This is a genomic window from Sulfurovum zhangzhouensis, from assembly GCF_030347965.1.
GTDB classification, from domain to species: Bacteria; Campylobacterota; Campylobacteria; order Campylobacterales; family Sulfurovaceae; genus Sulfurovum; species Sulfurovum zhangzhouensis.
In genome coordinates, this window is sequence record NZ_JAQIBD010000001.1 from 538,024 (window position 1) to 564,933 (window position 26,910).

27 protein-coding genes are annotated in these 26,910 nt (G+C 40.7%); 17 read left to right on the forward strand and 10 right to left on the reverse strand.

Translation table 11 applies throughout. The features are described 5' to 3' along the window. Positions 1-103: 103 nt before the first annotated feature. From hisD to PGH07_RS02960, 5 genes are all read right to left on the reverse strand, one after another. Complete coding sequence (hisD, locus tag PGH07_RS02940) at positions 104-1,396, reverse strand: histidinol dehydrogenase (RefSeq protein WP_289412439.1); 1,293 nt, start codon at positions 1,394-1,396, stop codon at positions 104-106. Then, complete coding sequence (locus PGH07_RS02945; protein ID WP_289412441.1) at positions 1,393-2,271, reverse strand: 1-aminocyclopropane-1-carboxylate deaminase/D-cysteine desulfhydrase; 879 nt, start codon at positions 2,269-2,271, stop codon at positions 1,393-1,395. The genes hisD and PGH07_RS02945 overlap by 4 nt, the downstream gene beginning before the upstream one ends. Then, positions 2,253-3,326 (reverse strand): class II fructose-bisphosphate aldolase, encoded by a 1,074-nt coding sequence (fbaA, locus tag PGH07_RS02950; RefSeq protein WP_289412442.1) that lies wholly within the window; start codon positions 3,324-3,326, stop codon positions 2,253-2,255. The genes PGH07_RS02945 and fbaA overlap by 19 nt, the downstream gene beginning before the upstream one ends. A 62-nt stretch (positions 3,327-3,388) precedes the next feature. Further along, a complete protein-coding gene (locus tag PGH07_RS02955) occupies positions 3,389-4,000 on the reverse strand; it encodes a hypothetical protein (RefSeq protein ID WP_289412443.1) in 612 nt (203 codons plus the stop codon). 15 nt (positions 4,001-4,015) lie between these two features. Next, complete coding sequence (locus PGH07_RS02960) at positions 4,016-4,855, reverse strand: peptidylprolyl isomerase (protein WP_289412444.1); 840 nt, start codon at positions 4,853-4,855, stop codon at positions 4,016-4,018. A gap of 138 nt (positions 4,856-4,993) precedes the next feature. Here PGH07_RS02960 and nth point away from each other — a divergent pair, with 138 nt between their 5' ends. The 3 genes from nth to PGH07_RS02975 all read left to right on the forward strand — a co-directional run bounded on the left by nth (position 4,994) and on the right by PGH07_RS02975 (position 6,673). After that, on the forward strand, positions 4,994-5,644 hold the full coding sequence (gene nth, locus PGH07_RS02965) for an endonuclease III (protein ID WP_289412445.1): 651 nt from the start codon (positions 4,994-4,996) through the stop codon (positions 5,642-5,644). A 169-nt stretch (positions 5,645-5,813) separates the two neighbouring features. Continuing rightward, positions 5,814-6,098 (forward strand): hypothetical protein, encoded by a 285-nt coding sequence (locus PGH07_RS02970; RefSeq protein ID WP_289412446.1) that lies wholly within the window; start codon positions 5,814-5,816, stop codon positions 6,096-6,098. A gap of 11 nt (positions 6,099-6,109) precedes the next feature. After that, a complete protein-coding gene (locus tag PGH07_RS02975) occupies positions 6,110-6,673 on the forward strand; it encodes a hypothetical protein (protein WP_289412447.1) in 564 nt (187 codons plus the stop codon). Between the two features lie 167 nt (positions 6,674-6,840). Here the strand turns inward: PGH07_RS02975 and PGH07_RS02980 are convergent, their stop codons facing one another. Continuing rightward, on the reverse strand, positions 6,841-8,115 hold the full coding sequence (locus tag PGH07_RS02980; RefSeq protein WP_289412448.1) for a M20/M25/M40 family metallo-hydrolase: 1,275 nt from the start codon (positions 8,113-8,115) through the stop codon (positions 6,841-6,843). A gap of 231 nt (positions 8,116-8,346) precedes the next feature. On the opposite strand from PGH07_RS02980, the gene PGH07_RS02985 reads away from it, so the two are divergent. Both PGH07_RS02985 and PGH07_RS02990 read left to right on the forward strand, forming a co-directional pair. Continuing rightward, on the forward strand, positions 8,347-8,568 hold the full coding sequence (locus tag PGH07_RS02985) for a hypothetical protein (RefSeq protein ID WP_289412449.1): 222 nt from the start codon (positions 8,347-8,349) through the stop codon (positions 8,566-8,568). Next, a complete protein-coding gene (locus PGH07_RS02990) occupies positions 8,568-8,750 on the forward strand; it encodes a CPXCG motif-containing cysteine-rich protein (protein WP_289412450.1) in 183 nt (60 codons plus the stop codon). Before PGH07_RS02985 ends, PGH07_RS02990 begins: the two co-directional genes overlap by 1 nt. Here the strand turns inward: PGH07_RS02990 and PGH07_RS02995 are convergent. Next, positions 8,747-8,959 (reverse strand): DUF1653 domain-containing protein, encoded by a 213-nt coding sequence (locus tag PGH07_RS02995; RefSeq protein ID WP_289412451.1) that lies wholly within the window; start codon positions 8,957-8,959, stop codon positions 8,747-8,749. The genes PGH07_RS02990 and PGH07_RS02995 overlap by 4 nt on opposite strands. Positions 8,960-9,085: 126 nt before the next feature. Between PGH07_RS02995 and hypF the strand changes: the two genes are divergently transcribed. From hypF to hypA, 12 genes are all read left to right on the forward strand, one after another. Continuing rightward, a complete protein-coding gene (gene hypF, locus PGH07_RS03000) occupies positions 9,086-11,326 on the forward strand; it encodes a carbamoyltransferase HypF (RefSeq protein WP_289412452.1) in 2,241 nt (746 codons plus the stop codon). Between the two features lie 72 nt (positions 11,327-11,398). Then, positions 11,399-12,547, forward strand: coding sequence for a hydrogenase small subunit (locus tag PGH07_RS03005; protein WP_289412453.1), 1,149 nt, complete (start codon positions 11,399-11,401; stop codon positions 12,545-12,547). After that, entirely contained in the window at positions 12,537-14,255 is a 1,719-nt protein-coding gene (locus tag PGH07_RS03010) for a nickel-dependent hydrogenase large subunit (protein ID WP_289412454.1), read from the forward strand. Before PGH07_RS03005 ends, PGH07_RS03010 begins: the two co-directional genes overlap by 11 nt. A gap of 10 nt (positions 14,256-14,265) precedes the next feature. Continuing rightward, complete coding sequence (gene cybH, locus PGH07_RS03015) at positions 14,266-14,955, forward strand: Ni/Fe-hydrogenase, b-type cytochrome subunit (RefSeq protein WP_289412455.1); 690 nt, start codon at positions 14,266-14,268, stop codon at positions 14,953-14,955. A 5-nt stretch (positions 14,956-14,960) separates the two neighbouring features. Continuing rightward, complete coding sequence (locus PGH07_RS03020) at positions 14,961-15,509, forward strand: HyaD/HybD family hydrogenase maturation endopeptidase (RefSeq protein ID WP_289412457.1); 549 nt, start codon at positions 14,961-14,963, stop codon at positions 15,507-15,509. Beyond that, a complete protein-coding gene (locus tag PGH07_RS03025; protein ID WP_289412458.1) occupies positions 15,493-17,298 on the forward strand; it encodes a Kae1-like domain-containing protein in 1,806 nt (601 codons plus the stop codon). The genes PGH07_RS03020 and PGH07_RS03025 overlap by 17 nt, the downstream gene beginning before the upstream one ends. Positions 17,299-17,300: 2 nt before the next feature. Further along, on the forward strand, positions 17,301-17,939 hold the full coding sequence (locus tag PGH07_RS03030) for a hypothetical protein (RefSeq protein ID WP_289412459.1): 639 nt from the start codon (positions 17,301-17,303) through the stop codon (positions 17,937-17,939). Between the two features lie 51 nt (positions 17,940-17,990). Further along, entirely contained in the window at positions 17,991-18,734 is a 744-nt protein-coding gene (hypB, locus tag PGH07_RS03035; protein ID WP_289412460.1) for a hydrogenase nickel incorporation protein HypB, read from the forward strand. Positions 18,735-18,740: 6 nt separating this feature from the next. Next, complete coding sequence (locus PGH07_RS03040; RefSeq protein WP_289412461.1) at positions 18,741-19,025, forward strand: HypC/HybG/HupF family hydrogenase formation chaperone; 285 nt, start codon at positions 18,741-18,743, stop codon at positions 19,023-19,025. Further along, positions 19,022-20,143 carry a hydrogenase formation protein HypD gene (gene hypD / locus PGH07_RS03045; RefSeq protein WP_289412462.1) on the forward strand — a complete coding sequence of 374 codons (1,122 nt, stop codon included), beginning with the start codon at positions 19,022-19,024 and terminating at the stop codon, positions 20,141-20,143. The genes PGH07_RS03040 and hypD overlap by 4 nt, the downstream gene beginning before the upstream one ends. Further along, positions 20,143-21,144, forward strand: coding sequence for a hydrogenase expression/formation protein HypE (gene hypE / locus PGH07_RS03050; RefSeq protein ID WP_289412463.1), 1,002 nt, complete (start codon positions 20,143-20,145; stop codon positions 21,142-21,144). The genes hypD and hypE overlap by 1 nt, the downstream gene beginning before the upstream one ends. After that, complete coding sequence (gene hypA, locus PGH07_RS03055) at positions 21,144-21,485, forward strand: hydrogenase maturation nickel metallochaperone HypA (RefSeq protein WP_289412464.1); 342 nt, start codon at positions 21,144-21,146, stop codon at positions 21,483-21,485. Before hypE ends, hypA begins: the two co-directional genes overlap by 1 nt. Positions 21,486-21,656: 171 nt before the next feature. On the opposite strand, the gene PGH07_RS03060 is transcribed toward hypA, so the two are convergent. From PGH07_RS03060 to metH, 3 genes are all read right to left on the reverse strand, one after another. Further along, a complete protein-coding gene (locus tag PGH07_RS03060; RefSeq protein ID WP_289412465.1) occupies positions 21,657-22,055 on the reverse strand; it encodes a hypothetical protein in 399 nt (132 codons plus the stop codon). A 120-nt stretch (positions 22,056-22,175) separates the two neighbouring features. After that, the gene (locus PGH07_RS03065) at positions 22,176-22,958 is read right to left on the reverse strand and encodes a DUF3050 domain-containing protein (RefSeq protein WP_289412466.1); all 783 of its coding nucleotides are present in this window, start codon (positions 22,956-22,958) and stop codon (positions 22,176-22,178) included. Positions 22,959-23,311: 353 nt separating this feature from the next. Beyond that, positions 23,312-26,818 (reverse strand): methionine synthase, encoded by a 3,507-nt coding sequence (gene metH, locus PGH07_RS03070; RefSeq protein ID WP_289412467.1) that lies wholly within the window; start codon positions 26,816-26,818, stop codon positions 23,312-23,314. Positions 26,819-26,910: the final 92 nt, after the last annotated feature.

Genomic DNA, 26,910 nt, shown 5'->3' on the forward strand with positions numbered 1-26,910 from the left:
ATGAGATGGTTACCGGAATATAAATTGAAGTATGCATTTCCACCCGAGGAGAGTGGCAATGAGGAGAAATATTTATTCTTGAGAAAATCTTGTCTTTTAGACATTAATCTCTTAAACGAATCCTTACAGATTCTTCATGCGCTGTCAACCCTTCTGTATTGGCAATCAGGGCACATGCTTCACCTATTGCATTGATCCCCTCTTTGCTCATAGAGATGATCGATGATTTTTTGATGAAGTGCTCCACGCTTAGCGGAGAATAGAACTTCGCTGTACCACCTGTAGGAAGCGTGTGGTTTGGTCCAGCGATATAATCACCCACAGGCTCAGGCGTATTTTCTCCAAGGAATATCGCTCCTGCATGTTTAATACTGTCAAGCAGGCTCATTGGATCTTTAGTCACAACCTCAAGGTGTTCCGGTGCAATCTCATTCATAAGATCGATAGCTTCTTCCATGCTACTTGTTACGATGATCGCTCCCCTTTCTTCGATAGACTTTCTTGCGATCGCTTCACGTGAAAGTGTTCCAAGGAATTCTTCTACCTTGTCACTGACTTTGTTTGCAAGTTCACTGTCAGTCGTGATCAGGATCGAACTTGCCATTTCATCGTGCTCTGCCTGAGAGAGAAGGTCAATAGCAAGATAGTCTTCTCTAGCGCTTTCATCAGCCAGGATACCGATCTCAGACGGCCCTGCGATCATATCAATGTTTACTTCACCATATACAAGCTTCTTTGCTGTTGCTACGAAGATATTACCAGGACCTGTGATCACGTCTACTTTTGGGATCGTCTCAGTTCCGTATGCCATTGCACCGATTGCAGAGGCTCCACCTACTTTGTAAACCTTTGTTACTTTACAAAGGTGACATGCAGCAAGCAATAATTCATTGATTTCATTATCAGGTGTAGGTGTACATACTACGATCTCTTCGACTCCTGCTACTTGTGCAGGAATTACATTCATCAGTAGTGAACTTGGATACGCTGCTTTACCCCCAGGGATATAAAGCCCTGCTCTATCTACTGCGGTTACTTTTTGACCAAGGATTGAACCTGTTTTATCCTCATCCATCCAAGTACTTGGCATAAGTTTTTGGTGATAAGCTTCGATACGGTCATACGCAAGGTGGAGGGCATCACGAAGTTTCGGATCGATCGAATCGTATGCTTTTGCCATAGCTTCAGTGGATACCATCAGCTCTTCATCACTTTGAGGTTCCCATCTGTCAAACTTTGCTATTTGAGCTTTGAGTGCAGTATTTCCTTCTTCTTTGATCTCTTTAAGAAGTCCGTTAACAATACCGGTTACCCCTTCGATGTCCATCTTGCCACGCTCTAACAGCTCGGCAAAATTTGCTTCAAATGTATCATCACTACTGTAAAAAATTTTCACAATATATCCTTATATTTTCTTTCATATCTAGGGAGCATACTTTCATTCCCCAACACTCCACCTTGATGAATGTAGAGTATCGGAGCAGAAAGAACCTCCGGATGTGCCAATAAAACACGCCATCCCAAAGGATCATAAAGCAGATCAAACTCAACTCCCGTTTGTTGTTGTAATTTTAGCCAAATTTTATAATTATCTTTATAAAGCTTGCCAAAATGGTGCTTTTTCTCCAAAGTCAAAATAGTCGGATGATATTGTTCGTTTGCTTCCAGCTCTAAAAACTGACTCTTAAGATATTCACTATCTCCAACACACGGTGTAGTATAAATGATATTAGAAGAGAGGTGCTTTTGTAAGAAAAGTGCTGTTGTACCTGTACCCGAGGGTAAAAAGATATTGAGCTTTTCTATTCCTTTTTCTTTTTGCCACTCCATGATCTCTTCGGCTAAAATACAGATTCCGTACTCTGCTTCTTTTTGTCTACCGCCCTCTTCTATAAACAATACACTACTGTCAAAATCTTCTTTACTTACTATGTTCTGTTCTTTGATAACCATCCCATTTGCAAGTGCTGCTTTATAGTTACCGTGAGGATTTTCTTTTAAATACTCTGCGATATGATCCACATAATACTCAAACTCCCAGCCTCTCATCTTAGCCAGCTCTGAGAGAGAATACATCGCATTGGACTGTGCTGAACCGTAAGAAACTATCTTCTTGATATTTGGAAAATCATGTGTTAGAAAGTAGTAAAATTTTCGTGCTTTATTTCCCGAGAAATCCGGATGAAGGAGGTCATCTCTTTTTAGATAAAAAGAGTGACCTTCAAAAGTAATCGTTTGTAAGGGTGAGGCTATTAATTTCTGTTGATACAATTTAGATCGTCAAATGCTCTTTCAAGTCTTGCAACCATATACTCTTCACCTCTTCTCAACCATTTACGAGGATCATAGTAGTTCTTGTTCGGCTTTTCATCACCTTCAGGGTTACCGATCTGTCCTTGAAGATAGTCATGGTACTCTGCTTCATAATGTCTTACACCATCCCAGAAAGCCCATTGTGTATCGGTATCGATATTCATTTTGATCACCCCATACCCGATCGCTTCACGAATATCAGCTAGTTCTGAACCTGATCCACCATGGAATACAAAGTTTGCCGGCTTTTCACCAGTACCGAACTTCTCTTGGATATATTTTTGAGAATTATCAAGGATCTTTGGAGTCAATACAACATTTCCAGGCTTGTACACGCCATGTACATTACCAAAAGATGCAGCGATCGTGAACTTGTCAGATATCTTACCAAGCTCTTCATATGCATAAGCCACTTCTTCAGGCTGTGTATAGAGAAGTGCATTATCAATATGGGTATTGTCTACACCGTCTTCTTCACCACCGGTTACACCCAATTCAATCTCAAGTGTCATTCCCATTTTAGACATGCGCTCAAGGTATTCTTTACATGTTGCGATATTCTCTTCAAGGGTTTCCTCAGAGAGATCAAGCATATGGGAAGAGTAAAGAGGTACACCATGTTTTTCAAAATGCGCTTCACTTGCATCAAGCAGTGCATCGATCCAAGGAAGAAGTTTTCTAGCTGCATGATCAGTATGCAATACAACAGGAACACCATAAGCCTTTGCAACTGTATGTACATGCTGCGCTCCTGAGATTGCACCTAAAATAGCAGCTTCATCTGATGGAAGTCCTTTACCTGCATAATAGGCTGCTCCACCATTTGAGAACTGTATAATAATCGGAGAGTTCACTTTTTTCGCTGCTTCGATAACTGCATTGACAGACATAGTACTGACAACATTCACTGCAGGGATTGCAAATCCTTCTTCTTTAGCAATCTGAAAAAGTTTAGTAAGATTATCTCCTGTCACGACACCTGCCGGGATCACATCCATTACTCTTGTAGACATTTCATTCCTTCATCAATTATAATCGCCGTATTTTACCCGATTTTTGTAATAATGAGTTTACTTTACTTGAGTGTCACTTTCCCGTTTTCTAAAAGTTCTTTAGTTACCTTATCTTGTGCCAATTGTAACATGATCTCTCTTTTTGCTTCTTCAAATGTCGGTAGTTTAGGCTCTTCTTTCGATTGTTTTTTAGCAGCTTCTTTAACCGCTTTAGTCAATTCATCATAAGCTTTTTTTGCTTCTTCTTCTGTCACTTTAGTAGTTGAAAGCTTTTTCTGCATCCAAAATCTTGAGATTGCAGCGTTCTTTTCCTCAGCACTTAGATCTTTGTGTGCTTGTATCGCAGCTAAGTTCGGTACTGCCATCTCATTGATCAGTGCAAGTCTTTGTTCATTACTTGGCAACTTATCAAAGTCTGTTGCACGTCCTTGTGTTCTTAATGCCAAATATTTGTCTGCTTGTTCTTTGGTAATGTTTTCACCGTTAATTGTTGCAACAACAGCACTGCCAGCTCTACTTTGTTTTTCTTTTTTTGCCAAATTTAGATTATCCAAATTTACCATTGGAGTATCGTCTTTACCTGCTGACATCAACGAATTTTTTAATGGATCAGCTGATAGACCTGATACTGAAAGGAGTATTGCTACGCTCACACCTACTAAATTTTTTTTCATTCTTATTCCTTGTTTTTATTTTTTATCTTCTTTTTTTTCCGGATCAATGATCGTTGCTTTTTTCTTTAGTTCTTTAGCGATCTCTTGGATCTTAGTCGTAAATTGTTTCTGTCTTAATGTAGCAATAATTTGAGGCTTAACATCTTCATAAGCCATAGTTGATGCCTCATTCTTCTTCTCAAGATAGATCACATGATATCCAAAACGTGTTTTCACAGGTTTAGTGGTGATCTTACCTTCTTCCAGTGCCCAGACCGCTTCAGAAAACGCAGGGACCATTTGTCCTTTTTTAAATGTACCAAGATCGCCGCCATTAGGTCCTGAAGGTCCTGTAGATTGTGTTTTTGCCAATTCTATAAACTTCTCTTGAAGTACTTTTCCTTGAAGAGGTTTTAATGTATCAATGATCTTTTGCGCGTCTTGCTCTGACTCAACCAAAATATGTCTCGCATGTAAAGTAGCTTCTTCTAAAAACTTATCGCTGTTTTTTTCATAAAATTCTTTAGCTTCACTGTCACTCACAACAACATTATCCAGTTGTTTTTTCATCCAAACGTTGATAGCCAACTCAGATTTAAGCATCTCTAAATTCTTTTTAAACTCAGGATCATTTTCAATCCCTTCTTGTTGTGCCAATTCACTAAAAAGAACTTTTTCGATCAGCCTCTCTTTGATCATATCCTGTTCTTGAGATTTTAGATCTGCATAATTTGCATTTGGAGCAGCCGCAGATACGAAAAGCTGTGCATCCTGCTTTGTGATATTTTTTCCGTTAACTGTTAACAGAACATCTGATGCAGAAAGCGAAAGTGCTGCAGCAGCAACTAACAGTGATGTTTTGGCGAATTTAAACATTATGATTCTTCCTTCTTATAATTAAATATGAGAAGAAGTATACTTATTCTGGGTAAATCATACATTAATAATGGATGCTTCTCAATCTAATTTGGATAATATTTTATTTAAATATTTTTAGAAAGAGGTTTCATCGACGTGGCAAAAGTCAAAAAAGCAACCAAAAAAGAAATCGAAGCGATCAAAGCACTCTTTTTGGAACATTATCCCGATTCCGTCACTGAACTGGAGTATCGTAACCTGTATGAACTCCTTATTTCCGTGATGCTCTCTGCACAATGTACGGATAAACGTGTCAACATCATCACCCCCGCGCTTTTTGAAGCCTATCCTGATCCTGTAAGTCTTGCCAATGCTGATCTTGACGAGGTAAAGTCCTATATCAATACCTGTTCGTTTTTTAATAACAAAGCCAAGAACCTCATCAAAATGGCGCAGTCAGTGGTCGAAAACTATGAAGGAGAAGTACCTCTGGAGCAAAAAGAACTTGTGAAGCTGGCTGGAGTAGGACAAAAGACAGCCAATGTTGTCATGATCGAATATACACAGGCCAACCTCATGGCTGTAGATACCCATGTCTTTAGAGTCGCACACCGTTTGGGGCTGAGTGATGCAACGACTGCTCTCAAGACAGAAGAGGAACTGACCAAAAAGTTCAAGACCGATCTTCACAGACTCCATCAAGCGATGGTACTCTTTGGCAGATACAGATGTAAAGCACTGAAACCCGAATGCGAAACATGTTTTCTCGAAGAGTACTGTAAAAGCAAAGAGAGTTTCAAGGTATAAAGTAAACAATTTTATTGACAGTTTTTTTGGTCAAGATATGATTGTAAAACATGGAATAGAAAACCTTATAAAGTTATATATTTTATAAGGTTTTGATAGCAAGACATTTTTGATATACTCTTAATAACTGAATTATCATCATAGGAACAAAAAAGAGAGGGAAGTAAGAATGACAGAATATAAGTTTGAAGAGAATCAAAACACAGCATGTTTGACCTGTGGACATGTTTTAGATCAAAATGCAGACATATTATTCGTTTCTCATGACGAAGATGATGGGGGATGGCAATTCTTATGTGGAGATGAGCATACAGAAAGCGATGCCAGAGTAGTTGGACTTGGTGAAATTGTAAGCCTTCATCCAGAAATGAACTATTTATTTGAAATGCCACTTGGTGTTTGTGCTGAACGTAATGACTCTTCAAGTGAATGGGAATTTTACAAATACTCTTAATAGGTGATTGAATGAGTTTGTTTTATAAGGCATCAAACAAAGAGTTAGCCAATTTAAGAAAAGAAGTATTTTTAAAGCGTGGAATGCCAACATTAGAAAAGAAAGGATTTGTAAAGAGCCCATTTCAAGGGGCATTCTTTGGAAGTTTCCCTTTTGGTTACATGTATGAATTTTGTCGAATTGACAAGAATTCATTATTGATTTACTTCACAGTAACTATTGTACGTGGAGATAAATATATACAATTACATTTAAATATATTTAAATTGCAACCAGAAATCCATTCTGTTGAAGAGCTAAAAGGTATTGATGGAATACAGTATCAGCTGCCTCCTAATAACAGAACCAAGATACGTTTATCTCCTCCTAAAGGTTTGATATTTTATAAAATGCCACAGGAGAAAATAAAAACTTACTATACAAAAAGTGGTCTTGACAAACGTATAGAAGAACTTGGGGATATTCTAGAGAAAAACTTGACTAATATCGATACTTTTATAGAAAGATGGCTTCATGAACATCAACCAATGTTAACTGCGTGGAATGGGATGCCCCAAAAAACCAAAACCTTATAATCTAACATATTTTATAAGGTTATTCGCTATAGCGACGTCTGCAGCCATAAATATACAACCACCCATTGAAAACCTTATAAAATGTTCCATATAGGAGTTTTTTATAATGTTTTAAGTGGTATTGCAAGAGGGAATTGACTTGGATAGATTTCTCTCTTCTTTTTACACTATTTTACTTGTTGTATGACCCCTAACACTACTTCAAATGTCTTCTCAACAGATTTCAGATCAACCTCTTCTCTAGTAGAGTGAGGAAAGCGGATCGTCGGGCCGATGGAGGCAAATTTCATATGAGGATATTTCTCGGATATGACTCCACACTCCAGCCCTGCATGGATCGCCGTCATTTTGCTTTTGCCGAAAACTTTTTTCACCTCTTCACTGACCAGTTCCGTAAAATCAGTCACATCAGGCTTCCATGAAGGATACTTGTCTTCCAATCTCACATCAAAATCATACGATTTAAATAGCTCAACTGCTTCATCAGATATCTCTTTAAGCCCCTGAGCGCTCATCGCACGTGCACTGGTCTCTATGAGTAGTCCGCCTTTCTCATCAGTGGTGATGATCGCCAGGTTGATACTTGTATCGGGGATACCAAGCTCTTTGTTCTGTCTGTGTACCCCATGTTTGAAAGTATGTATCAATTCCAAAGCTTTTGCACCCTCTTTGAGCACTTGCGGTTTTTCATTTAAAACTCTTGTTTTTACCTCACCCTTCTCTTCAAGCGGTTTTTCAGAGTAGACGATCGCTACTGCATTTGCAGGGATAGAGTTGCGTCGTTCTCCTGCATAAAAACTGACAAGCTGGGTCACACCCTCTTCATGCAGATACTCACCCAATACCTTGATCGCAGAAGGGATACCCTTGTCGATATCCACACCTGAGTGTCCGCCCGCCAAGCCTTTGACCGCTACCTCATAACATTCACCTATGCCATCGATATACGTATCCTGCATAGATGCGTTGATATCCACACCGCCTGCACACCCGATATAGACTTCCGCTTCTTCTTCCGTATCAACATTGAGCATAACACTGCTTTTCAGATCAAAGGATAAAGCATTCGCCCCGATCAGACCGACCTCTTCATCTGCGGTGATCAAGAACTCAAGCTCCTCACCCTTATCCATCAAGACCATCATCATCGCGATCGCCATGCCGTTATCTGCACCGAGTGAGGAATCTTTGGCTTTCATCAACCCATTCTCTTCATAGGTCTCGATCTTCGGTGCTTTACCCATACAGACCATGTCATAGTGTGCCTGCAGACAAAGTTTCGGAGAACCTTTACGGATCAGAATATTTTTCGTCTCATCCACTTCAACGCTGTAATCTCTCGCATTTCCGAAGTCAACCAAAAACTCCATGAGTTTATCTGCTTCTTTACTACAGCGCGGTATCTGCGTGAGTGTTTTAAAGTGTTCAATGATTGCTGACATAAAATTCCTTTATAAAATAAACTTTCCCTTGTCACTGAACACTTGGTGTACAGATGCGAAATCGTGCAATATTGCGAAGCAACACGCTGAAAGCATCGTCAGTACACTTGTGAAGTGACGCTTTTTTGTCTACTTTTTTCTAAAAAAAGTAGAATAAAATCTCTTGAGAACAAATAATGATAAAATCTTAGAAAGAAGTATAGTACAATCACACAAAAAAAGAAGAAAGCAATGTGTCTTATTATTACCGTGATCATGCTTGTTTTAGCTGTTCAAAACCTTATGCTCTCCCATTGGCTTATCGGAGGGGTGCAACTTCTCATTGCACTTGGATTTCTCTTGTTGCTGATACGAAACATCCGTATCACACACTGTGAAAGAAACGGCAGCTGTGATAACTTCTGTATGCTTCCAAACCGGTTGACCAAATTATTTAAAAAGAAGGAAGAGTAATGGAACACTTTTTTACATGCCCTTACTGCTGGCAGCAGATATCCATGATACTTGATCCTAGTGAAGAGCTAAGTGAGTATATCGAAGACTGTGAGGTATGCTGTAGACCTATCGAAATTTCTTTTCGTTTTGAAGATGGTGAACTGGTAAGCTTTGAGGCCAGAAGAATGGAAGGGATCTAATCGCATATATAAGTAAAACGATCTATCATTTTTCCCTCTATCTCTACTTTTTCAACGAACATCTCATAGGGTCTTACCCATAAACCTTTATCACCGTAACAGGTACGATAGACTACCATCCACTCTTCTGTTTCAGAGTGCCTTGCAGTACCAATGACCTCGTACTCATTGCCTTTATAGTGTCTGTATCTGCCTGTTTTTAGTTCCATGCCCTAGCCTTTGAATGATTTTTTGAATTGTACCATGGAACGCTTTGCATCGTATTATCGTTATGCTACAATAAGAGACTCTTACATCACAATGTAACAAAGTTAAATCATCAAGGTCTTCTTTATATGATACGAAGAAACATACTCCATATCAGCGGTATCGTACAAGGTGTGGGGTTTAGGCCTTATGTCTACTCGCTTGCACTTAGATATGGCCTATATGGATTTGTACAAAATGACGGACAAGGTGTAGTCATAGAAGTCGAGGGAGAAGAAGAAAAACTCGATCTTTTTTTCAAAACACTTTACAAAGAGCTTCCTCCTCTTGCCAGAATAGATTCTATTGAAAAAAAAGAAACCAACCATCTTAAAAAAGAGCAAACATTTAGCATTATAGAGAGCAGAAGTACCATCAAAAAAGCACTGGTATCACCGGATATCTCTCTTTGTGATGCATGTCTTGCCGAGTTCAATGACACAACCAACAGACGCTATGGATATTTTGCTATCAACTGTACCCACTGCGGTCCACGATACTCTATTATCAAAACAGTACCTTATGATCGTGCCAGTACATCGATGGATCGTTTCACTATGTGTCATCAATGCGAAGCTGAATATATTGACCCTGCCAACAGACGCTATCATGCACAACCAATCAGCTGCTATGAATGTGGACCGACGTTAACTTTATATGATAATCTAAACCGGGAAATAAAAACAGAAAATATCCCACAATTTGTCTCATCTCTACTTCAAGAAGGGGCTATCATCGCAATCAAGGGACTAGGCGGTTTTCACCTTATGTGCAATGCATACGATGATAACAGCGTCAGTAAACTGCGTCAACGTAAAAGCCGTCCTTCTAAACCCTTTGCCGTTCTTTTCCCTACTATTGACAGCATTGAAGGACATGCAATGATCACATCATCTGACAGGACAATGATCCAATCCAAAGAAAAACCCATTGTTTTGGTTCAAAAAAAAGAGAATACCCCTCTTTCAAAATATATCGCTCCTCTAATTGACCGTATAGGCGTGATGCTACCTTATACTCCATTACAGTTTTTGCTCTTTAAATACTTTAAAAATCCTCTTATTGCTACAAGCGCCAACCTGAAAAGTGAACCTATTGTGTACACCAAAGAGATGTTATTTGAAAAACTTGGGAAGGTTGTTGACTATGTTTTGGATATGGACCGTGATATTGTGAATGCCGTGGATGACAGTGTGGTACAACTTATCGACAAACGTCCGATGTTCTTGCGTTTGGCAAGAGGATTTACTCCATGTAGTTTTCATTTGCCTTTCAAAGTGGATAAACATATTTTAGCCGTAGGTGCAGAACAGAAAAACACTATTGCCCTAGCCTTTGATGACCAAGTGATCCTCTCGCCTTATATCGGTGACCTTGTCTCCCTGGATGCTATGGAGTATTTTGAACGGACACTGGAAACGTTTAAACGTTTTTACGATTTCTCTCCGGAGATGATCGTATGTGATAAACATCCCTCCTACACTACTACGTTCTGGGCAAAAGAACAAAAACTGCCCCTGCTGCAGGTACAACACCATCATGCTCATATTTTATCTGTACTCTTTGAACAGAATATCCACACGCCGGTTTTAGGTATCGCATTTGACGGTACAGGCTATGGCGATAACGGTACACTATGGGGAGGAGAGTTTTTACGTATAGAGCAAGACTACTCTTATACAAGAGTCAGCTCCTTTAAACCATTGGTTTTACTTGGTGGAAACAAAGCGATCCAAGAGCCAAGAAGAATTGCATTATCACTGGCATTTGATGTTATGGATCTTTCAGAGATCAAACAAAGCAGGCTTGCAAAACATTTCACTCCAAAGGAGTTGGAACTACTCGATCAAGCCTATCAAAAACAGATTCGTACGATAGATACTTCATCGGTTGGACGACTTTTTGATGGTGTGGCAAGTCTACTTGATATTGTACAGATACTTTCATTTGATGGGGAAAGCGGTTTGAAAATGGAGCAGTATTATGATCCCGATATCCCAGATTTTTATCATTTTTATATAGAAAACGGCATCATATATTATGACGAAATGATCAAGGCATTGTTCTATGAACACAATCAGGCAAGAGGTGTTTCAATGTTTATGAATACCCTTATAGAGATCATCATCACAATTGCACATACCCAAAAGCTTCCTCTTGTCTTCAGCGGTGGTGTCTTCCAAAATAAAGTATTGGTAGAAAAATTGGTTCAGCGGTTGAGACAAGAAAAGATCACTTACTATTTTCCACAGTACATCCCCCCAAATGATAGCTCCATTGCATTAGGGCAGATCGCTTATACTTTGCAACAACTAAAACTACCAAAATAACTTTTCCTTTAATTCATATATAAGAAGAAGAGTTATAGACTTGTAAGATATGTACATTTCAAGGGGGTTAGAATGAATAGTTATGATTCACTGCTCAAACAGGCAGAAATGCAACTGGAGTCCTTGGCAAAACTCTCTTCTGTGAAAGAAGAGCCCTTAGAAGTTATCCTAGATAAACACGGTATTAACCGCCGTGATTTTTTAAAATGGGCTGCTTCTATCACAGCAATGCTTGCACTTCCCGCCCAGTTTACTCCCTTAGTGGCAGATGCTGTAAAACTTGCCGACCGACTTCCTCTTGTATGGATTCATCTAGCTGAATGTACCGGATGTAGTGAATCACTGATTCGTACAGACTCCCCAACGATTGATTCCCTGATCTTTGATTATGTCTCTTTGGAGTATCATGAGACCTTGATGGCAGCAGCAGGCTGGCAGGCAGAAGAGAACCTGGAAAATGCCATTAAAAACTACGCGGGACGCTATATACTTCTTGTAGAAGGTGGTGTACCTACTGCAATGAACGGACAATACCTTACTGTAGGAGCACACGCCCGTACAGGACTTGAACTCATTCATCATGCAGCCTCATCAGCTGCAGCGATCTTTTCTATAGGGACCTGTGCCAGCTTTGGAGGTATCCAGGCAGCAGCCCCAAATCCTACAGGTGCAAAAGGCGTCGATAAAGTTATCTCAAACCCTGTGATCAATATCCCGGGATGTCCTCCAAGTTCTAAAAATATCGTTGGAACACTGGTCTACTTCATTCTTTTTGGCACACTGCCAGCGATCGATGTCTATAGCCGTCCAAAATGGGCCTATGGTCAACGTATCCATGATAAATGTGAACGGCGCAGTCACTTTGATGCAGGCGAGTTTGTAGAATCATTCGGAGATGAAGGTGCTAAAGAGGGATGGTGTCTATATAAACAAGGGTGTAAAGGGCCTTATACCTTCAACAACTGTTCTGTCGAACGCTTTAACCAACATACCAATTGGCCGATAGGTGCGGGTCATGGATGCATGGGGTGTAGTGAACCGGATTTTTGGGATGCGATGGGACCGCTTGAGAAACCGATTGATGCACATTTGGTCATGGGATTGAATGCGACTGTCGATCAGATCGGTACAACACTTTTAACTGCTACTGCGATAGGTATCGGGGCCCATGCTGTTGCCAGCTTGTTTGCAAGCAAATCTAAGGAGGAAGATGATGAGTAGACGTGTAGTGATCGACCCGATTACAAGGATTGAAGGGCATTTGCGTATCGAAGTAGAGATAGATGAGAACAATGTTGTTCAAAAAGCCTACTCATCTTCCACACTCTGGCGTGGTATCGAACTTATCCTAAAAGGTCGTGACCCTAGAGATGCAGGCTTAATGGCTCAGCGTATTTGCGGAGTATGTACCTATTCACACTACAAAGCAGGAGTAGAAGCTGTTGAGGATGCACTAGGAGTGACGCCGCCACTCAATGCACAGCTTGTCCGATCTTTACTTAATGAGTCTCTTTATATGCATGATCACATCGTCCAGTTTTATCATTTGCATGGTCTTGACTGGGTAGATATACTCTCCGCACTTGAAGCAGACCCTGCCCTGGCAGCTAAAGAGGCATTTAAATACACTGATCTTCCTATAGCTACAGGAGAAGATGAGCTTAAAGCTGTACAAGAAAAGGTAAAAGGGTTTTCCGGCAAGGGTTCTCTTGGGCCATTTGCCAATGCATACTGGGGAAATCCGACCTATAAATTTACGCCAGAGCAAAACCTGATTGCTCTTTCACACTATCTTAAAGCACTTGAGGTTCAGCGTATTGCTGCTCAAATGTTCGCTATCTTTGGTGCCAAGCAACCGCATCCACAAAGCTTGGTAGTCGGCGGTATAACCAGTGTAAAAGACATGCTCAGTCCAGCACGTCTTGCAGAGTGGAAGAGCAAGTATGAGATCGTTAAAGAGTTTATCGACCGTGCCTACTATCCCGACATTGTGATGGCAGCCTCAGCGTATGGTACTGAAGAGAGTGTGCTAGGAGGTATGGGTGTCAAAAACTTCTTGACAGGAGATGCCTTTTTACTGAGTAGAAACAAAAATCTATTTGAATCGGGTATGATTAAAAACGGTGACCTGAGCCGAGTGTATCCTATCGAAGATCAAAAGATAGAAGAAGATGTCACCCATGCTTGGTATGAAGGAGATAAACCCTTACAGCCTTATAACGGAGAGACCATACCTAACTATACAGGTTTTATAGATGGGGATACCGTCAATGGTCCGGCAAAGATCATCAATGAGAAAGATAAATACAGTTGGGTAAAATCACCGCGCTATGAGGGTGAAAGCTGCGAAGTTGGTCCGCTTGCTTCCATGCTAGTCAACTATGCAAAGGGAAACAAACCAGTTGTAGATGCTGTAGATACTTTCTTAAAACGCACCGGACTTCCTGTAGAAGCTCTATTTACTACATTGGGAAGAACGGCAGCCAGAATGCTGCAGACCAAAGTGATCGCAGATCATGCGATCATCACATTCAATTCATTGATTGAAAATATCAAGAGTGATCAAAGTACCTATACCAAATTTGAGATAGATCCTGCCTTAGAGTATAAAGGCCGTTTCATAGGTGAAGTACCTAGAGGTACCTTAAGCCACTGGGTACGCATAAAAGACGGGGTGATCGAAAACTACCAGGCCGTTGTCCCAACCACATGGAATGCAGGGCCAAAAGATGCAAATGACATCATCGGTCCGTATGAAGCCTCTTTGGTCGGTCTAAAACTTGAAGACCCGACCAAACCTCTGGAAGTGTTACGCATTATTCACTCATTTGATCCATGTATGGCATGTTCTGTGCATGTGATGGATATAAAAGGCAAAGAGCTGGCTGACTTCAAAGTAAGTACTGTAAACGGGGTAGGAACCTGTTAAAGGGAATAACATGAAAGAGCAAAAACCGACTTATTATCCTGAGTTTGTCTACAGCGGTGCAAATCGTATCTTGCACTGGTTACGTGCGATTACTATTACCGTATTGACCGTAACAGGTTTCTATATCGCTGATCCGTTTCTCACTCCTTCAGAACGATACGATGAAATGAAGTTTGCCCAGTGGGAGATGTGGCATTATATTTTCGGATTTATTCTTATCGCAGCTGCTGTTATCAGAATCTATCTCTTCTTTTTTGGAAAGGGTCACAAACTTGAAACCCGTTCACTGAAAGATGTTTTGAGTTTAAAATCATGGATCACCCAACTAAAATCTTATTTTTTTATCGGTCAACTGCAAAAAAGCGGTATCTACGGACCTCTGCAGTTTGTCGTCTACACCATGATCATGCTTTTGATTATTCTGGCAGTTCTAACTGGACTTATCTTATATGCCAATGTCTATCACCAAGGATTGGCAGGATATATGTATGAACCACTGAGTGTTGTAGCAAGTTGGATGGGAGGACTAGCATATGTACGGCTGATTCATCATATCGTAATGTGGGGGTTTATCATTTTCGTTCCTATCCATATCTATATGGTGGTCTGGCAGGCGATCCGCTTTAAACACAATGCACTTGATGTGATGTTCACAGGATATGACTACCACCTCATCTCTGAAGAGCAAAAGCCAGAGTAGTCTAGATGAAGATACTGATCCTTGGCATTGGCAATATCCTATTTTCAGATGAAGGAATAGGTGTACACATCGTCAACTACATGAAAGAGAAATATACACTGAGTACACACCATCATGTAGACTTTATGGATGGCGGTACTTTGGCACAACATCTTATACCGGTCATTGTACAGTATGACTATTTGATCATTATTGATACCGTCAATGCACCGGGTGTTCAAAAAGGTGAGGTCTATTTCTTTGATTTTGAGGACATACCTGCTGCTGTTGACTGGCAGGGAAGTGCGCATGAAGTGGAGATGCTGCAAACATTAACGATGATGGACCTTGTGGGAGACAGACCCGTTACCAAGATCATCGGCATTGTACCAACAGTGATAGAACCTATCAGCTTTTCCCTATCTGATGCAGTCTATCATTCTGTTGTAACCGTAGAATCTATATTAGTCGAGCATCTTGCTTCAATGGATATACAAATGGATATCAAAAAGAAGATAGCTATCGATGATATTTTACCTCTCTCTTATAAGATGCATGATGAATATAGCCTTTAATTTCCACTATACACACCATAACGGTCTGATGACCCGATTACTCAATGAGATCAAAAGAGATACACAGATCCCTGTTTATCTTGCTCAAAATGAAAATCAGTATACTTTGGAAGCTTCGGGTGAGCAAACAACACTCGAAGAACTGGCAGAAGTTGTTTCAAATCGCATTCCTCTATCACTTTTTTTGAAAGAGTACAGACTGGGTGAAACCCAAACAATAAAAGGATCTGATCAGTTCTTGGAAGATACTTCCGGATTTTATCAACTCCCTTATTGTCCAAAATGTCAAGAGGGTATACTTCAAAGAACACTTCAGACATTTGGAGATTGTTCTGTGTGCGGTTCCAGTCACCCTGAAATCACTTTTGATGCATGGCTTGATCACTATCATGCTACTGATTTTTACGAACTTATCGAAAGCAAAGTGGAAGAGCTGTTGGATAAGAGGGTCATGCAGTTTCAAACACTAAATTCCAACCGCACCTTTTCACTGGATGAGATCTCTCAAGATTCCCACTACGGTATACTTTGTTGCGACGTGAATGCAATCGCTGACTCTTTTGTGATCACACCTTCTGAACTACATACATTGACTCTGGTAGAAAAACCTTCATTACGACTCAAACCTAAATTACATTTCCGTTTAAACCATGAACTGAAATCTCACTGGTATTCTCTCTTCTTAGCCGATGATCTGATCACCTTGGCCGTAAGTCAAATACTTGCATCAAAAAATATTGATTTTGTTTTTGTATCAAACCCCCCACTATTAAGATGCGCAGTAGCGATGGAACAACCCTTTATCATTCAGACAGGCAGAGACCTCTTACCTCTATCTTATTCCAAAACGCTGCCTTTTCTTTCACAATGCAATGCCTATGGTTTTTATGCTGCAAATAACCATGACAAAATAGAGATAGACTATACAGATAACCCAAGTGATTTACTCTCATCTCATATCACTTATGTACCCTGGGGATCAGAATTAACTGAGAAAGGCAAAGTGTTCTTTGAACCTGCACATGCGGCCCTGACATCTGTGATGATGGAAAATGATCTCTTTGACAGATCTCTGCTGGGTGTCCATTTAAGTCATCAAACCAAGTCAGAAATCTTCAGCTATTCACCGCAGATCGGATATACCTCTATGGTAAAGTTCAAAAGTCATCATAAACAGCCCTCTGAAATACTCACTGCTATTGCCTCCATTGAAGAGAGTGCACAAAGGCTGATCCAAAACTTCTCTACACATTATCCGGATCTTTATCAAAAACTGCACTTTTTTGAGTTTGATGAGCTGAATACAGTAGAGCCTATCACAGAACTTTTTGGACTGGCTGCAATGATACTTGGCATCTATGATGGAAACAGTATAGTTGATGCTGCCGGAGCATTGGAAGCAAATGCCATTGAGTTTAGAGGAAAATCAGGACCTAGGATTGATTATAAGGTACATCAACGCAATGGAGAGTATTATCTTGACACACTCACGACTCTCAGATCAGCGATAAGTTTTAAACTGGCAGGAGTGGATGATATGCTGCTGAGCTTTGGATTTATCGATTCACTTGCAGATTTTATTGCACAGCAGGCGCAAAATGCTTATGCAAATATCGGGATTGAAGGTGTCACTATCAGTGGTAATGTATTTGAAAACAGACAGCTTTTAAAACATACCTATCAAAACGTCTCTCCAAACTATACGCTTTATAGTAATATTAGGTTAAGTATGGATAGTGACAATATAGTAATGGGTGCCCTTATGCTGGGTAACCATCCAAAAGGATAATGATGGAAACTGGATTGTGGATTATTTTTTGGTATGGGATTTTACACGCCTTTGGCCCGGATCATTTAAGTGCCATTGCAGACTTCTCTATTGGGCGCTCCAAAAAAAGAACTTTCATCATTACCCTGAGCTTTGCGGTAGGACATGGTCTTATGCTCTACATTTTTGCAAAGATCCTCTCTTCACAATCCATATCACCGGACATTTTGGCCTATGCAGACTCTATAGCGGCATTGATCATTATCGGTATGGGGGTCTATATGCTTATGATGGTTTATCTGGACCGTGTACATCTGAATACACATGTGCATAATGGCCAGCATCATATCCATATCTGGTTTGGCAAGGAACATAACCATCATGAACGCTCATCACTCTCTGCTTTCGGTATCGGTACACTCATGGGGATTGGAGGGGTAAGAGGAATGCTTATTACGCTTAGCGTGGTAAATACACATGCCATCGATGCAGTGATGATCATTGCTTTTATTTTAGGTGCGATGGTCGTCTTTGTAGGATTTGGCGGAGTTATCTATCTAATTAATACCACCTTGCTGCATAACAAAAGCAGTGTAAAGAAAGTCATTGCAACTGCCGGTGGAATCTCCATGATCATAGGTCTCAATATGATTCATTTTTAAACGCTCAGTGAAAAGATATTATAATCATATAACTCAAAAAAAGGTAACAATATGTGTCAAGATTGCGGCTGTAGTATTAACGGAAAAGAGAGTGATCATCATCATTCACATCAAAACCTTCATAACAACCCTCAGCTCAACGAAGCAAAAACCATAGAAGTCATTACAAAGATCCTGGATAAAAACGATCAAGAAGCTGCCCACAACAGAAACCATTTTGATACACATCATGTTTTAGCGATCAATCTTATGAGCAGTCCTGGAAGCGGAAAGACAACACTTCTTGAAACCATTGCCGATCACAATGCATTTGCTTTTGGAGTTATAGAAGGAGATTTGGAAACAAACCGTGATGCAGACCGTATCAAAGCAAAAGGCATACCCGCATACCAGATACAGACTGGAACAGCATGTCACCTTGATGCATTTATGGTCCATAAAGGCTTACATGCCATGCCGCTTGAAGAGATAGACGTATGCTTTATCGAAAATGTCGGTAACCTGGTATGTCCTGCCAGCTATGATGTAGGTAGTCATCTGAACATCGTACTGGTCTCAGTACCCGAAGGAGATGACAAGATTGAAAAATATCCTGTGATGTTCAGACAGGCGGATCTTGTACTTATTACCAAAACCGATCTTCTTCCCCACTTCGATTTTGACATCGAAAAAGCCAAAACAGCTGCAAGACGGCTCAAACCCAATGTTGATATACTGGAAGGATCAATCAAAGATCCTGCTACGATCAAAAGAGTAATTGATTGGATCAAGTTCAAACAAATGATGAGAGGTTAAGCAGTAATGTGTTTATCTATCCCTTCTAAAGTCATCCAAATTGATGAAAACAATATGGCAACAGTGGATACCATGGGGGTTCAAAGAGAGGTTAGCCTTGATCTAATGAATGAAGAGGTGATAGTAGGCGATTATATCCTTATCCATATAGGCTTTGCAATGAACAAGATCGATAAAGAAGAAGCCCTCTCAAGCCTTGCGCTTTACCGTGAGATCATTGAAAAGATGGAAGAAGAGGAAAAACGTCAAGCGATCTTGGAATCTGACAATTGTCTCGGCACCTTAGAATGAAACAACTACAGTTAAAAGATCTCTATCATGCATTCAGAGACCCTAAGACCATTAAATCATTGGCACTTTTGATAGAAAAAGAGGCTAAGAAACTCAGTGAACCATTGCACATCATGGAAGTATGCGGCGGGCATACGCACACGATCATGAAATATGGACTTAAACAGCTTCTTCCTAAGAACATCACATTCATCCATGGACCGGGATGTCCTGTATGTATCATGCCAAAAGACCGCATCGATCATGCGATTGCTTTAGCAAATATGGAGGATACCATCCTTTGTACCTTAGGGGATATGATACGTGTACCCGGATCCAAAAGCACCCTTGCAAAAGAACGTGCCAAAGGCAGAGACATTCGTCCACTTTATACACCAATGGATATCATCAAAATTGCCAAAGAAAACAGTGATAAAAAAGTGATCTTCTTTGCTATCGGATTTGAAACGACCACACCTATGACTGCTGCTGTGATCAAACGTGTTTTAGATGAATGCATTCAAAATATCTATTTTCACATCAACCATGTACTCGTACCTCCTGCAGTGAAAGCGATCATGGATCCGGGTAAAGCCAAGATCAATGCCTTTATCGGACCTTCACATGTCAGCGTGATCAGCGGCGCAAAGATATATGAACCTCTTGCCCAGACCTACCAGACCCCTATTGTAGTCAGCGGATTTGAACCTGTGGATGTAATGGAAGGGATTCTAATGCTCATACAACAGAAAAATGAGGGACGCTGTGAGGTGGAAATCGCCTACAAACGTTCGGTTACAAGAGAAGGGAACCTCAAAGCACAACAAATGATCGATACCTATATGGAACCAAGAGCACATTTCACATGGAGAGGGATAGGAGATATTCCAAACTCAGCACTTCGACTAAAAGAGGAATATGCATACCTTGATGCAGAAAAGATCTTTTCCGATATCCTTCCCAAAGCTCCTGTACAAGATCATAAACTTTGTATCTGCGGTACTATCCTTCAAGGTTTGGCGAATCCTCAAGATTGTTCAGTATTTGGTACCTCTTGTACCCCAAATTCACCACTTGGAAGCTGTATGGTCAGTGATGAAGGAGCATGCAATGCTTACTATCGTTATGGGGGGTTATAATGGATAAAAAGATATTGCTCAGTCATGGCGGTGGAGGAGAAGAGAGCAATCAACTGATTCATGAGCTATTTTATCAATATTTTTCTAACGAGATATTGCTTAAAAGTGAAGATGCTGCCATCTTAACTACCAAAGGCAACATTGCATTCACTACAGACAGTTTTACCGTGAGCCCCCTCTTTTTTGCAGGAGGTGATATAGGAAAAATTGCCATTGCAGGTACACTCAATGATCTTTCCATGATGGGGGCCAAGCCACTTTATGTAAGTTGTGCATTTATCATAGAAGAAGGGATGGATTACAACGATCTGGAAAAAATCGTCAAATCCATGACCGAGGAACTTTCCCATAATGATGCAAAGATCGTATGCGGAGACACAAAGGTCGTTCCAAAGGGAAGCATAGATAAGATCTTTATCACCACTTCCGGTATAGGTGAAGTGGTTACTCCGGGAATTTCTGCACAAAATATTGATGAGCATGATATGATCATTGTATCAAGAGATATCGGAAGGCATGGTGCTACCATACTTGCTGAACGTGAAAGCATCGATATCACATCAAACCTCTCAAGTGACTGCAAAAGCCTTTGGCCTGTAGTGAAGCATTTACTGGATCATGGTATAAAACCCAAAGCGATGCGTGATGCGACAAGGGGTGGTCTGGCAGCTGTATTAAATGAATGGGCAGTAAGCTCAAATATCTGTATAGAGCTTGACGAAGAAGCGATCCCAATCAGTGAAGAAGTACAGGGATTGTGTGAGATATTTGGATTTGAAGCTACTGATTTTGCAAATGAAGGAACATTTATTCTGGCACTCAGACCTGAGCAGGTTGATAAAGCGCTCAAACTGCTGCATGCATTTCAGGATGATCAGAGTGCGAGTTTGATCGGTAAGGTCACAACAAAAAAACCAAAAAAAGTCATTCTCAATACACCATGGGGAAGCAGCAGATATCTTGATCTGCCAAAAGGTGAACTGCTTCCAAGGATCTGTTAATGCATGAATACTCTATCGTCCAGTCGCTTCTTGATCAGTGTGAACACTATGCCATAGAAAATGATGCAACTTCTGTGCAAAAGATCACTGTCAAAATAGGAGTGCTCAGTGGGGTAGAAATACACCTCTTTGAAACAGCTTTTCATACCTTTAAAGAAGGAACCCTCTGCAGTGAGGCAGAACTGATCATACAAGAACAACCGTTACTTATCTACTGTAATGAATGTGATAAAGAGCATATCTTAAATGAAATGCACATACGTTGTCCTGAGTGTAACAGTTTATCTGTAAAAGTGTTAGATGGTGAGGAGATGTATCTTATGCAGCTCGAGATGGCTTGATCAAGTCTAAACAAGTCATGAGATAACATTTCTTTAGATTAACCATATATAGGTATCCCTCTTAAAGAGTCTGAAGAGATCGTTAAAGAGTATCTGGATTTTGAACTCATAGGAGAAATATTCTCCCGTGAGATATAGAAGTTTATACATACCCATCAGGTATGTAAAGTACTACTTTCTAATAGTAGTATGACATGCCATACATTGGCTCAGAGTTTTGTCATATGTCTCTCTTGCTGAAGCTTTATCTCCCGCTTCAAAATCTTTCAACATTTTATCAGCAAGATTTGTAATGTTCTTCACCTCTTTTTGAGCATATTGTTTCGCATCAAAATTATCACCGTCCATTACAGACTTTTCAATTACAAATGAATTGATACTCACCAGCTTTTCTTTCAAGCTTTCTACACCTAACTTCATTATCGCCGGATTGTCACGCAAGAATCCTTTTTGGATCATTCCCATTGCTGACTCAAGGCCTTGCATGGTTATCACCTGCTCAGCTTTTGAAACACCTGCTCCAAACATCAAAGTTGTAGATAAGACACCTATTACCAAAATTTTTTTCATTCTATCCTCCTCAAGATAAATGTAACTACATTATAAAAATTAACAAATATATTTTAGCTTAATAATAAATATAATTTATCTTAAACTTTTTGCAGTCAAATTTAAAAAAGGATTATTTTGTCAATGAATCAAAAAAGTTTTATGCTTGTGTATCTCTGTTAACACACCATCCCAAAATGCGATCCTTGCAGTAACAGCCGACTGGGCTGCATCCACTGCCTCTTCAAGCCTTTGTGCATTCTCTTCACACAGTTTATTTAAGAGCCTTAGAGAAAGAGGGCCGTGGAACCCTTCATCCAAGTGGATATGTCTTTCCAAATAATAGTGGAATATCGGTGCCTGTTTTTTGTTGATACGCATATTTTTCAATATCCCTTTGAACATGACAGGGATGATGTGTTCTCTACCCAAAGCCAAAGCAGCAGCAGCCTTGTGAGGTTCATTTTCATTGATAAAACTAAACGTTGTCGTGGTAAATGCTCTGCTGGCTTCAGGGATATCAGGCAAACGCAAAGCTTCTTCTATCCCTTTAGCTCTTACCGTATCTACAAATGTTCTGATCTTAGAGGTATCTGCACCCACCTCTTCCATCGCAAGCAGATAGATCTCATAATGGCTCAAAAAACTTTTGCCATCAGGCATCTCGTCTGACTCTTCTTCCAAAACAAGTTCATTGATAAAACGGCACAGATCAGGCTCACTAGGCGGTACCCATGGAGAGCGGCTAGGAGCGATCACAGCTTGCAGGTACTTCACCAGTGACATAAAATCCCACACGGAATATGCATGATGCTCCATAAAACATCTTAGATCTTCTATGCTCTCTACTGCTTTATAGACCGGGTGTTCATTGAGCTCTGACTTCAATGTATCTATGATATCACTTTGTATCGTTTGTACCATGAATTGTTATTCCTTACTATTATAAAAATGATTGTTAATAATTATAGTGGATTTTTGTTAATGGAGTGGAGATATGGGGTATTGAATTTTTACAGCAACCCCCACCTTGCTAAAGTAAATCATAATGCCTTAACCAACTAAAACTTAAGCATCTAAAGGAAGTTAATGAGAACGACAGCTATTTGTGTTTTCTTTTTTGGTTCGTTTCGTTTTCTTTATCACATCAACAAAGAAAAAAATGAACAGGAAGACATAAAAGTTCATTCTTTACTTTTTTAAAAAAAGTAAACAAAAAGCATCATCCCTCTCGAAACGCTTCGCTTTCAAGGTCGTTTGGGATGATAGATTTATATTTATATCGAATAATAGGTTGCTTTTGGATGGTGCACTATCAGTGCAGTAGTACTCTGTTCAGGAACGATCTGGAACGTTTCACTCAGTTCTATCCCATACTCTTCAGGTTTCAACAGATCAAAGAGCTGACGGCTCTGTTCTAGATCAGGACATGCCGGATATCCGAATGAGTAACGTGCTCCTTGATAACGATTCATACGTACATCTCTCAGTGTTGCACCTTCATCCTCTTTTAGGATACCCAGGTCCATTCGAATCTGCTTATGGACTACCTCTGCAAGTGCTTCTGCAAGTTCTACAGAGAGTCCATGTACAAGATTATATTCGAGATACTTGCCTGCATCATAGAGCTCTTTTTCATACGCACTAAACTTCGCTCCGGCACTCACACAGCTTAAAGCGATCACATCATGTCTGTCATGTGCGAAGAAGTCACTGAGTGCGCGGTGAGGCTGTCTGCCTTGTCTTGGGAAACTAAACTGAGTGACAGCTCTACCTACCGCTTCATACAGTGGTTCGCGATTGGCATTGGCATCGACATTCCATCCCTCGCTCTCATCAAAGATCAGCAACTCCTGATCATTGCTTCTACAAGGGTAGTAACCATAGATGATCGTTGGATCAAAGAGGTCTTTCTCTTTAAACTCACGTTTAAGTCTTTCAAAGGCTGGGATAACTGTATCATCAAGAAGTTTTTGATACTCCTCTTTACCCATACCTTTGGATTTATATCCCCAATGCATCTTGAAGACCGATCGTGTATTGACCCACTCATAGATCATATCGATATCAAGGTCTTTTTTTGTGAGTACACGTCTTCCCCAGAAAGGAGGTGTCGGAATCTCTACACGTTCAGGCATTGTGATCTCTTCGAACGGCGGGATCACAACCTCTTTGAGCACTTTTTCCACACGTTCAACCATATCTCCCGCAAGTCTTGTATCTAGTCCCACACTTGGATCATCATTATACTTTTCGATACGGCTCATCGCAACAACACCGTCAAAGGCATCACGACAGTAGAAGATAGGTCCTTTATAAACCGGACGGCAGAAGTCATCGACAAACCCGCGTGTCAATGCAGCACCACCCAAAAGTACCGGGATATCGATACCCTGCGCAGCCATCGCTTCAAGATTCTCTTTCATTACACCCGTTGATTTCACCAGCAGTCCACTCATCCCGATCGCCTGAATCTTTTGCTCTTTCATCACATCAAGATATTCTTGCAACTCGGTTTTGATACCTACATTGATGACCTTAAAGCCATTGTTGCTAAGGATGATATCCACCAGGTTTTTACCCACATCATGCACATCCCCTTTCACTGTACCTATCACCAGTGTCGTATCAGTCTCTTTTTCCTGTTTTGTAAGATACGGATTGAGGTAATCTACCGTTGTTTTCATTGTCTCTGCACTTTGAAGAACAAATGGCAGCTGCATTTGACCGCTTCCAAAAAGCTCACCCACAACCTTCATCGCATCAATGAGTATCTCATTGACAATCGTGTCAGGATGTATATCATGGCGTACCTCTTCGACCAGTGGCAGCATACGCTCTTTGTCACCTTCCATCAACAGGTGTGCGATCTTTTCTTCAGAACTCATCGCTTCATATGCTTCATCATTTGTGCCGGCATCTACACTCTTATCAGAGAAATGTTCGATAAACTTAAAGAGTGATTGATCATCAGGACGGAAAAGAAGTTCTTCACATACTTCCCTGTCCTCTTCACTCATCTTCGCAAGCGGTACGATATGCTTCACGTTAATGATCACAGAAGTCATCCCTGCCTGTATACAGTGGTGTAGAAAAACCGAGTTTAGAAAAACACGTGCATTGGCACTTAGACCAAAAGAAATGTTTGATAGCCCCAATGTAGACCCTACTTCTGGGTGTCGTTTATGCAGTTCGCGGATTGCTTCAAGTGTCTGTATCGCAGCATCACGGTACTCAAGGTCACCGGATCCTACCGTAAAGGTAAGCATATCAAAGATTAGATCACTTGGATTGATACCATGGCGGTTCACACAAAGATCATAGAGTCTTTCAGCTATACGGAGCTTGTCCTCCGTTGTCTTTGCCATCCCTTTCTCATCAATTGTCAGACATACCAGTGCAGCACCATATTTTTTAGCTAACTGACAGATCGCATCGAGTTTCTCTTCACCGTCTTCCAGGTTGACTGAGTTGATGATCGGTTTACCACCGATACATTTAAGCCCTTCTTCCATTGTCGGCACTTTAGTTGCATCCAGCATCAATGGGATCGGTATCTTTTGGTTATACAGCTTCATTACTTCAGCCATATCTGCCGCTCCGTCACGCCCTGCAAATTCGACATTCACATCCAAACAATGTGCCCCGTCACGCACCTGAGCCTGACCTACGGTAAGCGTACCTTCATAATCACCGGCAATGATCAGTTCTCTAAATGCTTTTGAACCTGTAGCATTACTTCTTTCACCGATAAGCAAAGGCGCAGGTTCCTGGAAAAGTTCTGTTGTATTGAAAAGTGATGCAATAGAGGGGTTGATAGATCCGCTGGCTGCTTTTGGCCTTCTACCCTGCACTGCTTTGCTAAGTGCTTGAATATGCTGCGGTGTCGTACCACAACAACCACCCAGGAAACTGACACCGTCAAACTCGGTAAACTCCAGTTGTTTTTCTGTAAACTCATCAGGACCCATAGGATAATAGGTATAGCCTCCTCTGTTTTGCGGCAATCCTGCATTGGAGTGTACTGAGATCGGAAAGTTACAAAGTTCACTGAGTGTTTTAAGGTGTTTTTTTACCTGATCAGGTCCCGTACCACAGTTAAATCCTAGTGAAAGGATATCAAAAGGCTCAAGAATCGTTACGATTGTTGTCGCATCCGTACCGATCAGCATCGTACCGCTTAGCTCGATGGTCACAGAGACCATGATCGGAAGTTTCACGCCTCTTTCTTCATTTGCAGCTTCACATCCGTGCAGTGCAGCTTTGATCTGAAGTGGATCCTGACAGGTTTCCAGCAGGAAGACATCACATCCCCCATCGATCAATCCCAGTGCTACCTCTTTATACCCCGTATACATCTCATCGTAATGAATATGCCCGAGTGAAGGAAGTTTTGTACCCGGACCTATAGAACCGAGTACAAACCGCGGTTGGGCTTCCGTACTATACTCATTACAAATTTCTTTAACGAGCGCAGCACCTTTTTTAGAGAGCTCATAAGCACGCTCTCCCATGCCATACTCATCCAATACCCATGGCATCGTACCAAAAGTGTTGGTCTTGATCATATCTGCACCGGCCATTGCATAACGCTTATGAATACGTTTAATCAGATCGGGTGCTGTATCGATGAGCAGCTCATTACACCCTTCCTGAACATTACCTTTATCATCGATCCATGCTTCTTCAGGAATATCAAGATCCTGTATCTGTGTACCCATCGCACCATCTATGATTAAAATGCGTTCATTTAAAATTGACTTTATCGTTTCAACAGTAGACAAAAAACTTTCCTTCTGAGTATCTAAATATAACCTCTAGACATTATTGTGTATTGTAGCGAAGGTTGCAAAAAAATCCTCTGATTTCACATACA